This is a genomic window from Dyella kyungheensis (genome assembly GCF_049913195.1).
Classification (GTDB): Bacteria; Pseudomonadota; Gammaproteobacteria; order Xanthomonadales; family Rhodanobacteraceae; genus Dyella; species Dyella kyungheensis.
This window is the reverse complement of sequence record NZ_CP183983.1, coordinates 1,826,400-1,839,010: the sequence shown is the minus strand read 5'-3', so window position 1 is coordinate 1,839,010 and position 12,611 is coordinate 1,826,400. Positions and strand designations below refer to the sequence as shown.

The 12,611-nt window shown below is 64.8% G+C and carries 12 protein-coding genes; 7 read left to right on the top strand and 5 right to left on the bottom strand.

All coding sequences use genetic code 11. The features are described from left to right. Positions 1 to 32: 32 nt before the first annotated feature. Entirely contained in the window at positions 33 to 704 is a 672-nt protein-coding gene (locus ACN9MB_RS08115; RefSeq protein ID WP_204635487.1) for a dienelactone hydrolase family protein, read from the top strand. Beyond that, positions 701 to 1,126, top strand: a complete 426-nt coding sequence (locus tag ACN9MB_RS08110; RefSeq protein ID WP_426271433.1) for an HIT domain-containing protein — start codon at positions 701 to 703, stop codon at positions 1,124 to 1,126. The genes ACN9MB_RS08115 and ACN9MB_RS08110 overlap by 4 nt, the downstream gene beginning before the upstream one ends. 209 nt (positions 1,127 to 1,335) lie before the next feature. Here ACN9MB_RS08110 and ACN9MB_RS08105 read toward each other — a convergent pair whose 3' ends face one another. Beyond that, the gene (locus ACN9MB_RS08105; RefSeq protein WP_204635485.1) at positions 1,336 to 1,803 is read right to left on the bottom strand and encodes a hypothetical protein; all 468 of its coding nucleotides are present in this window, start codon (positions 1,801 to 1,803) and stop codon (positions 1,336 to 1,338) included. 129 nt (positions 1,804 to 1,932) lie between these two features. Beyond that, on the bottom strand, positions 1,933 to 2,499 hold the full coding sequence (gene dcd, locus ACN9MB_RS08100; RefSeq protein WP_204635484.1) for a dCTP deaminase: 567 nt from the start codon (positions 2,497 to 2,499) through the stop codon (positions 1,933 to 1,935). A 367-nt stretch (positions 2,500 to 2,866) separates the two neighbouring features. Here dcd and purB point away from each other — a divergent pair, with 367 nt between their 5' ends. After that, on the top strand, positions 2,867 to 4,234 hold the full coding sequence (gene purB, locus ACN9MB_RS08095) for an adenylosuccinate lyase (protein WP_426271432.1): 1,368 nt from the start codon (positions 2,867 to 2,869) through the stop codon (positions 4,232 to 4,234). Positions 4,235 to 4,296: 62 nt separating this feature from the next. On the opposite strand, the gene gstA is transcribed toward purB, so the two are convergent. Next, positions 4,297 to 4,911, bottom strand: a complete 615-nt coding sequence (gene gstA / locus ACN9MB_RS08090) for a glutathione transferase GstA (RefSeq protein ID WP_426271431.1) — start codon at positions 4,909 to 4,911, stop codon at positions 4,297 to 4,299. Positions 4,912 to 5,069: 158 nt separating this feature from the next. On the opposite strand from gstA, the gene ACN9MB_RS08085 reads away from it, so the two are divergent. Both ACN9MB_RS08085 and ACN9MB_RS08080 read left to right on the top strand, forming a co-directional pair. Further along, positions 5,070 to 5,441, top strand: a complete 372-nt coding sequence (locus tag ACN9MB_RS08085; RefSeq protein ID WP_426271430.1) for a winged helix-turn-helix transcriptional regulator — start codon at positions 5,070 to 5,072, stop codon at positions 5,439 to 5,441. 505 nt (positions 5,442 to 5,946) lie between these two features. Then, complete coding sequence (locus ACN9MB_RS08080) at positions 5,947 to 7,011, top strand: IS30 family transposase (RefSeq protein WP_426269953.1); 1,065 nt, start codon at positions 5,947 to 5,949, stop codon at positions 7,009 to 7,011. A gap of 226 nt (positions 7,012 to 7,237) precedes the next feature. Here ACN9MB_RS08080 and cysK read toward each other — a convergent pair whose 3' ends face one another. Beyond that, positions 7,238 to 8,179 carry a cysteine synthase A gene (gene cysK / locus ACN9MB_RS08075; RefSeq protein ID WP_204636215.1) on the bottom strand — a complete coding sequence of 314 codons (942 nt, stop codon included), beginning with the start codon at positions 8,177 to 8,179 and terminating at the stop codon, positions 7,238 to 7,240. A gap of 73 nt (positions 8,180 to 8,252) precedes the next feature. Further along, entirely contained in the window at positions 8,253 to 9,689 is a 1,437-nt protein-coding gene (cysG, locus tag ACN9MB_RS08070) for a siroheme synthase CysG (protein WP_426271429.1), read from the bottom strand. 334 nt (positions 9,690 to 10,023) lie between these two features. On the opposite strand from cysG, the gene ACN9MB_RS08065 reads away from it, so the two are divergent. Next, entirely contained in the window at positions 10,024 to 11,043 is a 1,020-nt protein-coding gene (locus ACN9MB_RS08065; RefSeq protein WP_204636213.1) for a LysR substrate-binding domain-containing protein, read from the top strand. Between the two features lie 467 nt (positions 11,044 to 11,510). Continuing rightward, positions 11,511 to 12,575, top strand: a complete 1,065-nt coding sequence (locus ACN9MB_RS08060; protein WP_426271428.1) for an IS30 family transposase — start codon at positions 11,511 to 11,513, stop codon at positions 12,573 to 12,575. The last annotated feature ends 36 nt before the right edge of the window (positions 12,576 to 12,611 follow it).

Here is a 12,611-nt window from a genome sequence, read left to right as displayed (position 1 = left end):
GAATTGGCTTTTGCCGCCTCAGGAGCAGCGTCATGGGCCAGCACATCAATCTCAACACCACGCGGATGCAGTGCATCGGTGCCTATCTCGCCCAGCCCGAGGGCAAGCCCAAGGGCGGTATCGTGGTGATCCAGGAGATCTTCGGCGTCACCGAGCATATCCGCCACGTGGTCGACGGCTTTGCCCAGGCCGGCTACACGGCCATTGCCCCAGCGTTCTTCGACCACCTGGAAACGGGCCTGGAGCTGCAGTACGACGACGAAGGCATGCAGCGCGGCCGGGCACTGATCACCGAACTGGGCCTGGATCGCGCCGTAGAAGACGTGGCCAGCGCGGCGGAGGCGATCAACTCGGCGGGACGCATCGGCACCGTGGGTTATTGCTGGGGCGGCACGGTGGCGCTGCTGGCGGCGCTGCGCCTGGGCATGCCGTCGGTCAGCTACTACGGCGCGCGCAACGTGCAGTTCCTGGGCGAAAAGCCCAGGGCCCCCGTGATGTTCCACTTCGGCGAGCAGGACAAGTCCATTCCGCCGGAAGCAGTGCAAAAACACCGCGACATGCTGCCGCAAATGGACGTCTTCACCTACCCCGCCGGCCACGCGTTCAACCGCGACGTGGGCCCGCAATACGACGAAGCCAGCGCGAAACTCGCCTATCAGCGCACGCTGGCCTTCTTCGAACAGCATCTGGCGCAGGGCGCATGACAGACCGCGACTTCGCACTCGACCCACGGCTGCAAAACGACACCCGGCACGTCGCCTCGCTGGCGCTGTGCGAGGTGCTGCTAATGGACGACACGCGTTTTCCGTGGCTGGTACTGGTGCCGCGACGCGCCGGCATGAGCGAAATCTGCGATTTGTCGCCGGATGAGCAAGCCGCGCTGTGGCGCGAAGTGACGCTGGCCTCGCAGGCACTGCGCGCGCTGGCCCCATTCGACAAGCTCAACCTGGGCGCGCTGGGCAATATCGTGCGTCAGCTGCATGTGCACGTGGTGGGACGTCGCGAAGGCGACGCCGCATGGCCCGGTCCCGTGTGGGGCAGCGGTTCGGCCTCGCGCTACGACGAGCAGGCGCGCGCCGCCCTGCTCGAGCGCCTGCGCGCGGCGCTCGATGCGTCCGGACCATAAAAAAATCGGGCTTTGCGATGGACTCTTCTGTGGGAGCGCCCTTGGGCGCGACAACCTGACGGAGCGAGGCGCCCATGCGCTCACGTCGCGCCCAAGGGCGCTCCCACAAGATCGCGGCGGAGGGGTTTGCTGCGCGGGATGCTGAGGCTGCGTTCTCCCCCATAAAAAAAGCCCGCGACATGCGCGGGCTTTTTTCGACAGGCGATCGATCAGTAGTGCTGCTGCGTCGGCGGCGGTGCGTCGGCGGCCTTCGGCGGCGCCTTGTAGTCTTCCAGGTCGCGTGCCTTGGTATCGACCACGCTGATCTTCTTCAGCGTGCCACCGTCGTCGTAGTACACGGTGAAGCCGTAGTCGATCTGCAGGCGGGCCATGTACTGCAGGTGCTGCTTGCGGATCTTCGAATCGTCGCTGGGTTCGAGCAGCACCGTCTTGGGCAGCTTGCCCTGGTCCTTGAGGTAGGCAAAGTGGCTGCCGGTGTCGAGCGCCGAGAGCACGGCGCCGTCGACGACGAACTGGCCGCTCTTATAGGCCTGGATCACCGCGTCGAACTGGCTCTTCATGTCCGAGGTGCGCACTTCATCCTTGGCGCTGCCGCGGTGACAACCGGCCAGCACCAGCATGCTACCCAGCAGGATGGCTGCGCCGGCACGGGTCAGCAGCGTGGAAAAACGGGTCATGCGGAATCTCCTGCAATGCATCGAGTGAACGAAAGAAGTGTAGCGCCGCCCCGGTCTCATGCACCGAGTCCGGACGGCAACCATTCAGGTGAACGTGACGACGGTCGCAAGGGACTGCGAACGCCGCTTTCAGGTGCGCGGTAGCGTAACGCCCTGCTGCCCCTGGTATTTGCCGCCGCGATCCTTGTAGCTGGTCTCGCATTCCTCGTCGGATTCGAGAAACAGCATCTGCGCCACGCCCTCGTTGGCGTAGATCTTGGCGGGCAGCGGCGTGGTATTGGAGAACTCCAGCGTCACGTGACCCTCCCACTCGGGTTCCAGCGGGGTCACGTTGACGATGATGCCGCAGCGCGCGTACGTGCTCTTGCCCAGGCAGATGGTGAGCACCTTGCGCGGAATGCGGAAGTATTCGACCGTGCGCGCCAGCGCGAACGAATTGGGCGGAATGATGCACACGTCCGCCTCGATGTCGACGAAGCTGGTGGGATCGAACGCCTTCGGGTCGACAATGGTGGAGTTGATGTTGGTGAAGATCTTGAACTCGCGCGCGCAGCGCACGTCGTAGCCGTAGCTGGAGGTGCCGTACGACACCAGCCTGGTGTTGTCGCGCGTCTTGACCTGGCCAGGCTCGAACGGCTCGATCATGCCGTGAGACTCGGCCATGCGGCGGATCCACTTGTCGGATTTGATGCTCACTCGGGCTCCCGAAGGGGTGGCGTGTCGCGCCGGTTGGCGTAAAGGATGGAAAAATAGCGGAAAGTGAGGGATGGGCGCCAGTCGAGGTTCGGTGGGATGGGCCCGGTGGCGCGTTTTGGCCTCGTAGGAAAGCCCGCGGGCCGGCCCGCTTGGACGGCGGCCGGTTGTCGCCAGGGCAAGAGCCCCTGTCGCTCCCTCCGCACCTGGAAGGAGGCCAGGCCCGGAAGGCGGACTGAAGCCCACGGCACGCGGGCCAGGTCGCCCTATTGCCACAACCAAGCGATACAGGGCGCGTCAGGCCACCCAAATTCGCCGCTCCCCGCCCCTGTTGTAAAATCGCTCCTTTCCCGTCTCTGGAACACCCCCGATGTCCTCCCATGCCCTGACCGCCCTGTCGCCGCTGGACGGCCGCTACGCCAGCAAGGTCGAAACGCTGCGCCCGATCTTCAGCGAATTCGGACTCATGCATCGCCGCGTGCAGGTGGAAATCGAATGGTTGCTGGCGCTGGGCGCGGAGCCGGGCATCGTGGAACTGCCGGCGTTCAGCGCCGAACAGGTGGCCACGCTCAAGCGCATCGCGAACGATTTCAGCGTCGACGACGGCGCGCGAATCAAGACCATCGAAGCGACCACCAACCATGACGTGAAAGCGGTGGAGTACTTCATCAAGGAACGCATCGGCAACGACGCGTCCCTGGCGCAGGCCAAGGAATTCGTGCATTTCGCCTGCACCAGCGAAGACATCAACAACCTCTCGTACGCGCTGATGCTGCGCGATGCGCGCGAGCAGGTGCTGTTGCCCGCGTTCGACGGCATCATCGCCAGGCTGCGCGAACTGGCCCATGCCAACGCTGGCCTGCCGATGCTTTCGCGCACGCACGGCCAGACCGCGTCGCCGAGCACGCTGGGCAAGGAACTGGCCAACGTCGTCGCCCGCCTGGAGCGTCAACGCAAGCAGCTCGCTGCGGTGGAGATTCCCGGCAAGATCAACGGCGCCGTGGGCAATTACAACGCCCACGCCATCACCTATCCGGCGCTCGACTGGCGCGGTTTCTCGCAGCGTTTCGTGGAAAGCCTGGGGCTCGACTACAACGCCTACACCACCCAGATCGAACCGCACGACGGCGTGGCCGAATACTGCGACGTGGTGCGTCGCGCGAACATCATCCTGATCGACCTGGCGCGCGACATCTGGGGCTACATCTCGCTGGGCTACTTCAAGCAGGCACTGAAGGCCGGCGAAGTGGGTTCCTCGACCATGCCGCACAAGGTCAACCCGATCGATTTCGAAAACGCCGAAGGCAACTTCGGCCTCGCCAACGCCCTGCTCGGCCACTTCGCCGAAAAGCTGCCGATCAGCCGCTGGCAGCGCGACCTCACCGATTCCACCGTGCTGCGTGCGCTCGGCACCGCGTTCGGCCACAGCATGGTGGCGCTGGAATCGCTGAAGAAGGGCCTGGGCAAACTCACCGTGAACGCCGACCGCCTCGCCGCCGACCTCGATGCGAGCTGGGAAGTGCTGGCCGAAGCCGTGCAGACGGTGATGCGCCGCTACGGCCTGCCCGAACCGTACGAGCAGCTCAAGGCGCTCACCCGCGGCCAGGGCATCACCAAGGATTCCATGCGCACCTTCATCACCGGCCTGGAGTTGCCAGCGGACGCCAAGCAGCGCCTGCTCGACCTCACGCCAGGCGGCTATATCGGCCTGGCCGAACCGCTGGCCAAGGACATCTGACGCCAACGCTTTTCAACGAAGCATCACGAGGGCCGCGCAGGACATGCGCGGCCCTTCGTTTTTCAGGCTGCCTTGAGCAATCCTTCCGCCTTCAACGCCGACTGCACCTGCGGGCGCGACGACACGCGCTGCTGGAACGCGAGGATCGCCGGGAAATCCGACAGGTCCAGGCTCACGTGCTGCGCCCAGTTCGTCACGGTGAAGAGATAGGCATCGGCCGCGGTGAACTGCTCGCCGATCAGCCAGTCATGCTTGGACAGATGCTGGTCCAGCAAGGCATAGCGCTTGCGCAGATAGTCCTTGCGCTCGTCACGCACGACATCGGGCGTGTCGGGCTTGAACAGGGGCGTGTACGACTTGTGCAGCTCGGAATTGATGTAGCCGAGCGTTTCCTGCAAGCGGTAGCGCGCGGTGGTGCCGTTGGCGGGTGCGAGTCCGCTCTCGGGTTTCAGGTCGGCCAGGTATTGCACGATGGCCGTGCCTTCAGTGAGCAGCTCGCCGTTGTCGAGCTGCAGCGCCGGCACGTAACCCTTCGGATTGATCTGCCAGTAGTCCTCGCCGCTTGCCGTGCGCTTGGCCTTGGTATCGACCTTCTCCAGCTCCACGGCAATGCCCGCTTCCAGGGCAACGATGTGCGGCGAGAGCGAGCAGGCGCCAGCGGCGTAATAGAGCTTCATGGTGGTTCTCCATTGGGGTGGGCGGAATCGACGCGATCCGGGCTCGCGAAGTCCACCGATGCTAGCCATCATGGTTACTGTTGGATACCACCTAACCGCCGGTAACCTCTAAAATCCGGTAACCGCCGAGTTACCGGACCCTTCTCAGGAACACCCTCATGGGCCTGCCGCTACGCAAGAGCAAAGTCTGCCCCCCACCCACCTGCCCGCTCAGCGAAGTGCTGGGCCTGCTGCGTGGCGCCTGGGCACCGAACGTGATCTGGCAACTGAGCGGCGAGCCCCGCCGGTTCGGCGAGCTGCGCCACGACATGCCGAAGATTTCCGCGCGGGTGCTGAGTGCGCGGTTGCGTGAGCTGGAAACGCGGGGCTTGGTGACACGGCGCGTGCTAGATACCTCGCCGCCCTCGGCGGAATACTCGCTCACGCCGCTGGGGCGTGAGTTGCTGCCGGCCATTGATGCGCTGGCGTGCGTGGGGAGGAAGTTGATTGAGGAGTGGGAGATGCATCAGCGGAAGGTGGCGCTGAGCTGAGGCTTTTCTGTTCGTCATCGCGAGTAAGGCGCTGAGGACGGACTTAAAGCGGAGCATCGCTTCACTCCTTCAGGTTTTCACGTACGAGCCTTCCTGTGGGGGCGCACCCTGTGCGCGACAGCCACGCCGGGATGTATCGCTCCGTAGGTTTGTCGCGCACAGGTGCGCTCCCACAGTAGCCGTACAGCTCTTGGCTCCGGCTCTTGCCTTGGCTCTGGCTCTGGCTCTGGCTCTGGCTCTTGCTCTGGCTCTTGCCTTGGCTCTGGCTTTAGCTCTTGGCTCTTGGGGTCCCCGTATGACGCGGCGGGTGGGTGGAGGATCAGCCCGCAGGGTGGCCCGCAGGGATGCGGGCCAGTTTTTCGCCAGGGCAGGATGCCCTGTCGAAAAACCCCGGAGCCCACCCGCGCACCTGGAGGGCGAAGCCCGGAAGGCGCGTCATCCGGGGGGCCCTTCTCTTTGGTTGGCGGTCTCTAATATCAAGTGCAACGCCCTTTGGAGGTGATGCATGGGTCAGCACTACAACCATCTAAGCGCCGAAGAGCGAGGCGCGATCATGGTGGGCAAGGCACGCGGGGACAGCGCCCGGCAGCTGGCGATACTGCTAGGCCGGTCGCCCAGCACGATCTCACGGGAGCTGGCGCGTAACGGGTACCGCGAGCCGTCGGGCAGCCCTCGTCTGGGGCGCCCGACGCTCGGCTATGACGCTTGTCGTGCCGGCCATCGGGCCCGACGCTTGGCCCATCAGGCGCGTCGGCCGCGTAAGTTGCATCGTGAGAGTGCCTTGTGGCGTCTGGTGCGCTACCTGTTGGCTCGCCGCTGGTCACCGCAAGAGGTGAGCCGCACACTGCGCCGACAGCATCCTGAGGAACCGGCCAAGCACGTGTCCCACGAGACGATTTACACCGCGATCTATGCCGCTCCGCGCGGCGAACTGCGGCGAGGGCTGGTGGCGCTGTTGCGCCAGCACAAGTGCGCGCGTCGCCCACGCGGCCAAGGCGCCAATCGGCGTGGCCGCATGCACGATCTGCCGAGTATTCATGATCGCCCGCCGGAGGCCAATGAACGCTTGTTGCCGGGCCATTGGGAAGGCGACTTCCTCAAAGGCGCGCGCAATCAGTCGTCGGTGGGCGTACTGGTGGATCGGCGCACGTTGTTCCTGAAACTGGTGAAGATGGAAGGGTGCGCGGCCGAGGATGCGCTCAAGGGCTTCAGCCGGGCGTTCGGTCCGTTACCGGCGACGCTGCGTCAAACGCTGACCTATGACCAGGGCAAGGAGATGGCGCTGTACAAGACCCTCTCCAAACGCACGGGGCTGGCGATTTACTTCGCCGATCCACACAGTCCCTGGCAGCGCGGCATCTGCGAGAACACCAACGGTTTGCTGCGTCAGTACCTCCCCAAAGGCACCGACCTGTCGGTGCATAGCCAACGCAAACTCGATGCGATTGCGCGGGAGATGAATCTGCGACCGCGGGCCACCCTCGACTACCACTGTCCGGCGGAGATGTTCATGCGTGCGCTGGGGCGCGATGATCTCGCCCAAGCGATCGATGATGCACTTCTAGATTGACACCGCCGTTACTTTCTCTTGGGCAAGCAAGAGAAAGTAACCCGGCCTCCGGCAGGAGGACGGAAGCCCGCGGCAGGCGATCCAGGTCGCGATGACGCGACAACCGAAGACTGACGAAACTGGATGACCAGCCATTCGGCTGTTGAAAAGCGCCTCCGGCCTGCGCCGGGATGACGGGCTAAACGAAACACCGGGCGAACACCGTCTGCACGGCAGAGATCAAGACTCACTCGACTTCGTCCGACCCCTCATTCACCCCCTCGAACAAGAACGTCGACAAATACCGCTCACCGGTATCCGGCAACATCGCCAACAACACCGCACCCTCCGGCGCATCCTTCGCCACCTGCAACGCAGCGGCCAACGTCGCACCCGCGGAAATGCCCACGAAGATGCCCTCCTTCTGCGCCAAATCGCGTGCCGTGTCGCGTGCCAACACATCGTCGATCAGCAGGATCTGATCGGCCACCGAACGGTTGAGCACGGCCGGCACGAAATCCGGCGTCCAACCCTGGATCTTGTGCGGCTGCCACTCCTTGCCCGAAAGCAAGGCGGCACCCGCGGGTTCGCTGGCGACGATCTTCACTTCCGGACGCGCCACCTTCAGCACCTCGCCCACGCCGGTGAGCGTGCCGCCCGTGCCCCAGCCGGTGACGAAGTAGTCCAGTCGCTTGCCGGCGAAATCGCGCAGGATTTCCGGCGCCGTGGTGTTGCGGTGATAGGCGGGATTGGCCGGGTTGTCGAACTGGCTGGCCAGGAACCAGCCGTGCTTGTCGGCCAGCTCCTTCGCCCGGCGCACCATGCCGCTGCCGCGCTCCGCAGCGGGCGTGAGCACGACTTTGGCGCCGTAGGCGCGCATCAGCTTGCGGCGCTCAATTGAAAACGAATCGGACATCACCGCCACGAACGGATAGCCGCGCGCCGCGCACACTGCCGCCAAGGCCACGCCGGTATTGCCCGAGGTGGCTTCCACCACCGTCTGGCCCGGCTTGAGCACACCCCGCTGCTCGGCGTCGATGATGATGGCGTAGGCGAGGCGATCCTTGACCGAGCCGGCCGGATTGAATGCCTCGACCTTGGCATACAGCGTCACATGCTTCGGCGCCAGGCGATGGATACGCACGATCGGCGTGTTGCCAATGGTGTCGAGGATGCTGTCGTAGATCATGAAAGGACTCCGGGACTCGGCTTGGATGAAAGGCACAGGGTGCGATGGTGCACCCGCAAGAGAAAAAGTTGTGTCAAGCCGCCGCCGCGTTTGCCAGCACCGGACTGCTCGAGGCTGTGGTGCCCAGCGGAGCGCTGCCGAACCACCACAAGCTCGTGGCGAGGCCGGCCACCTCGCCGACGATCAGCAATGCCGGCGAGCGCACGGCATGCCGCTCCGCCTGCTCTGCCAGCTCGGCGAGCGTGCCGGCCACCACGCGTTGTTCCACTTTTGAGCCACTTTCCACGAGAGCGAACGGCGTGCCGGCCGCGCGCCCGTGATCGATGAGCCTGCGCTGGATAAGCCGCAGCTCACCTACGCCCATGTAGATCGCCAGCGTCTGGCGTTCCTGCGCCAGCGCCGGCCAGTCGAGGGTATCGATGGAATGCTGGCAATGCGCGGTGACCAGTCGCACCGACTGCGCATGGTCGCGATGCGTGAGCGGCACGCCGGCATAGGCGGCACACGCCAGCGCGGCCGTGATACCGGGTACCACTTCGTAGGGAATGGCGTGGCTGCGCAGGAACTCGAGCTCTTCGCCGCCCCTGCCGAACACGAAAGGATCGCCGCCTTTCAGGCGCACCACGCGGCGTCCCGCCGCCGCATGCTCCAGCATCAGCGCATGGATCTGCATCTGCGTGGTGTGATGATTGCCCGCCTGCTTGGCCACTTCGATGCGCTCGGCATCGCGTCGCGCCAAGGCAAGTACTTCCACGCTGACCAGTCGATCATGAAGAATCACATCCGCTTCGTTCAGGGCGCGCAAACCGCGCAGGGTGAGCAGGCCCGGATCGCCCGGACCGGCACCCAGCAACACGACCGAGCCCATCGGCGTGGTTTCGGTGGCATCCAGCAGCCGCTCGGCCGACGCTTCGGCCAACGCCCACTGCCCCCGGCGCAACAGGCTTTGCACCGGGCCATGCAGCAATCGCTCGTAGAAGCGTCGCCGCAGCGAGACGTCCGGCAGGTGCGCACGAATGCGTTGGCGCATCTGCGCAAGCAAGCTGGCCACGGAACCGATGACCGGATCAATCGCCACTTCCAGCCGCTCGCGCAGCAATCGCGCCAGCATCGGTGCGTGGCCGCCGCTGGAAATCGCGATGGTAACGGGCGAACGGTCGATCACCGCCGGCACGTGGAAACTCGACGCTTCCGCGTCGTCCACGACATTCACGAAAACACGCCGCGCCTCGGCGAGCGTGGCGATCTGGCGATGAAGTCCGGTATCGGAAGTGGCCGCGATCACCAGCCACACGCCATCGAGCCACTTTTCCTCGAAGGTGCCGCGCAGCCATTGCACGCGCCCACCCTGCACCCAGGTGCACAGCGCAGGGGTGAGCCCGGGTGCGCCCACGATAACTTGCGCCCCGGCCTCCAGCAGTGCCGCAGCCTTGCGCTCTCCCACTACACCGCCGCCCACCACCAACACTGGGCGGCCGGACAGATCGGCGAACAGGGGGTAGAGCTTCATCGAACCTCATGCTCCGTGAGATGCAGCGATAGGCCTCCCACGCTAGGCACGCATTCCTGGCCGCACAAATGATTTCTGCGGCCCCAGACATGCCCCGCCGTTATAAGGCGAGCGGATCCACCGGCACGACGAAGTATTGACGCAACGCAACAACCGCTGTATAGACGTCTAATTGCAATCTCCCTGTTACGGTAATTCATGGACCGTCATCGCCATTCGCTGGCACTCGCCCCGACCTGTTGCAAACGCAACGGTCCGGCGGACAAGCACGCGCGATGTATCCGCAGCGCGATACCGAGTCCCTTCTCTCTCGATTGCCTGTGGAACCCAAGCCATGACGCTGACCCAACTTCGCTACCTCGTCGCCATCGCTGATGCCGGCCTGAACATCACACTCGCCGCCGAGCGCGTGCACGCCACGCAACCGGGCCTGAGCAAACTGCTGCGCCAGCTCGAAGACGAACTCGGCTTCCAGCTGTTCCATCGCAAGGGACGCAGCCTGCATGCCATCACGCATGCCGGCACGCACGTGCTCGAGCGTGCACGCACCATCCTCGCCGAAGCGGCCAACATCCGTTCCATCGCGGCCAACCTGCGCAACGAATCGCGCGGCACGCTGCGCATCGCCACCACCCACACGCAGGCGCGTTTCGCGCTGCCCTCGGCCGTGGCGGTATTGAGCCGCAGCTACCCGCAAGTCAGCGTGCATCTCCAGCCGGTCAGCGATTCGGATGTGATCTCGTTGCTCGATGGCGGCCAGGTCGATCTCGCCATCGTCAGCAGCGCCGCCGGTGCCCCGCCGCCAAACGGCATCGCCCTGCCCGCCTACCGCTGGAACCGCAGCATCGTGGTGCCAAAGAGCCACCCGCTCGCGCGGCAGAAGCAGGCGCCGACGCTGGAACAGCTCGCCGCCCATCCGATCATCAGCTACGACTCCTCGTTGAAGCCGGAGTCTTCGCTGATTCGCGCATTCCAGAGCGCCGGGCTCGATCCGCAGATCGTGATGACGGCGAGCGACGCCGATTTGATCAAGACGTACGTGCGCGAAGGCCTGGGCATCGGTGTGTTGGCCGAGATGGCTTATCAGCCCGAGCACGACACCGACCTGCGCGAACTGGGCGCCGACAATTTGTTTGCCTCCTGCACGACCTGGATCGTGTTGCGGCGGGAAAGCGTGCTGCGCGAGTACGCGCTGGATTTCATCGGCGTGTTTGCACCGCATCTGGAACGGCGGGCGGTTAGTCGTGCGCTGGCTTCCGGAGGAACGGGAACGTCGCAGTGGCCAGGTGTGCCGCATTGGCGAGACCGGCGCGTGCCGGCGAAATTGGCGGAGCCGGTGGTCGAGGCGCAGTAAGACCTTGGCCCTCATGCCCGTGTAGCAATGTGCACGTTTTCTGTGGGAGCGCACCCTGTGCGCGACAGCCACGCCGGGATGTATCGCTCCGTAGGTTTGTCGCGCACAGGGTGCGCTCCCACAGTAGCCCTGCAGCTCTGGCCCCTAGCCCCTGGCTCCTAGCTCTGGCTCCTAGCTCTGGCTCCTAGCTCTGGCTCCTAGCTCTGGCTCCTAGCTCTGGCTCCTAGCTCCGGCTCTTGGCCCTTGGGGTCCCCGTATGACGCGGCGGGTGGGTGGAGGAAAGCCCGAAGGGTGGCCCGCAGGGATGCGGGCCAGTTTTTCGCCAGGGCAGGATGCCCTGTCGAAAAACCCCGGAGCCCACCCGCGCACCTGGAGGGCCGCAGGCCCGGAAGGCGCGTCATCCGGGGGGCCCTTCTCTTTGGTTGGCGGTCTCTAATATCAAGTGCAACGCCCTTTGGAGGTGATGCATGGGTCAGCACTACAACCATCTAAGCGCCGAAGAGCGAGGCGCGATCATGGTGGGCAAGGCACGCGGGGACAGCGCCCGGCAGCTGGCGATACTGCTAGGCCGGTCGCCCAGCACGATCTCACGGGAGCTGGCGCGTAACGGGCACCGCGAGCCGTCGGGCAGCCCTCGTCTGGGGCGCCCGACGCTCGGCTATGACGCTTGTCGTGCCGGCCATCGGGCCCGACGCTTGGCCCATCAGGCACGCCGGCCGCGTAAATTGCATCGTGAGAGCGCCTTGTGGCGTCTGGTGCGCCATTTGTTGGCCCGGCGCTGGTCACCGCAAGAGGTCAGTCGCACACTGCGCCGACAGCATCCTGAGGAACCGGCCAAGCACGTGTCCCACGAGACGATTTACACCGCGATCTATGCCGCTCCGCGCGGCGAACTGCGGCGAGGGCTGGTGGCGCTGTTGCGCCAGCACAAGTGCGCGCGTCGCCCACGCGGCCAAGGCGCCAATCGGCGTGGCCGCATGCACGATCTGCCGAGTATTCATGATCGCCCGCCGGAGGCCAATGAACGCTTGTTGCCGGGCCATTGGGAAGGCGACTTCCTCAAAGGCGCGCGCAATCAGTCGTCGGTGGGCGTACTGGTGGATCGGCGCACGTTGTTCCTGAAACTGGTGAAGATGGAAGGGTGCGCGGCCGAGGATGCGCTCAAGGGCTTCAGCCGGGCGTTCGGTCCGTTACCGGCGACGCTGCGCCAAACGCTGACCTATGACCAGGGCAAGGAGATGGCGCTGTACAAGACCCTCTCCAAACGCACGGGGCTGGCGATTTACTTCGCCGATCCACACAGTCCCTGGCAGCGCGGCATCTGCGAGAACACCAACGGTTTGCTGCGTCAGTACCTCCCCAAAGGCACCGACCTGTCGGTGCATAGCCAACGCAAACTCGATGCGATTGCGCGGGAGATGAATCTGCGACCGCGGGCCACCCTCGACTACCACTGTCCGGCGGAGATGTTCATGCGTGCGCTGGGGCGCGATGATCTCGCCCAAGCGATCGATGATGCACTTCTAGATTGACACCGCCGTTACTTTCTCTTGGGCAAGCAAGAGAAA

Coding starts and splice junctions, on each gene's coding strand:
- purB (WP_426271432.1), top strand. CDS start 2,867: ATGTCCTCCCATGCCCTGACCGCCCTGTCGCCGCTGGACGGCCGCTAC.
- cysG (WP_426271429.1), bottom strand. CDS start 9,689: ATGAAGCTCTACCCCCTGTTCGCCGATCTGTCCGGCCGCCCAGTGTTG.
- cysK (WP_204636215.1), bottom strand. CDS start 8,179: ATGATCTACGACAGCATCCTCGACACCATTGGCAACACGCCGATCGTG.
- ACN9MB_RS08080 (WP_426269953.1), top strand. CDS start 5,947: ATGGGTCAGCACTACAACCATCTAAGCGCCGAAGAGCGAGGCGCGATC.
- ACN9MB_RS08065 (WP_204636213.1), top strand. CDS start 10,024: ATGACGCTGACCCAACTTCGCTACCTCGTCGCCATCGCTGATGCCGGC.
- ACN9MB_RS08060 (WP_426271428.1), top strand. CDS start 11,511: ATGGGTCAGCACTACAACCATCTAAGCGCCGAAGAGCGAGGCGCGATC.
- gstA (WP_426271431.1), bottom strand. CDS start 4,911: ATGAAGCTCTATTACGCCGCTGGCGCCTGCTCGCTCTCGCCGCACATC.
- ACN9MB_RS08105 (WP_204635485.1), bottom strand. CDS start 1,803: ATGACCCGTTTTTCCACGCTGCTGACCCGTGCCGGCGCAGCCATCCTG.
- ACN9MB_RS08110 (WP_426271433.1), top strand. CDS start 701: ATGACAGACCGCGACTTCGCACTCGACCCACGGCTGCAAAACGACACC.
- ACN9MB_RS08115 (WP_204635487.1), top strand. CDS start 33: ATGGGCCAGCACATCAATCTCAACACCACGCGGATGCAGTGCATCGGT.
- ACN9MB_RS08085 (WP_426271430.1), top strand. CDS start 5,070: ATGGGCCTGCCGCTACGCAAGAGCAAAGTCTGCCCCCCACCCACCTGC.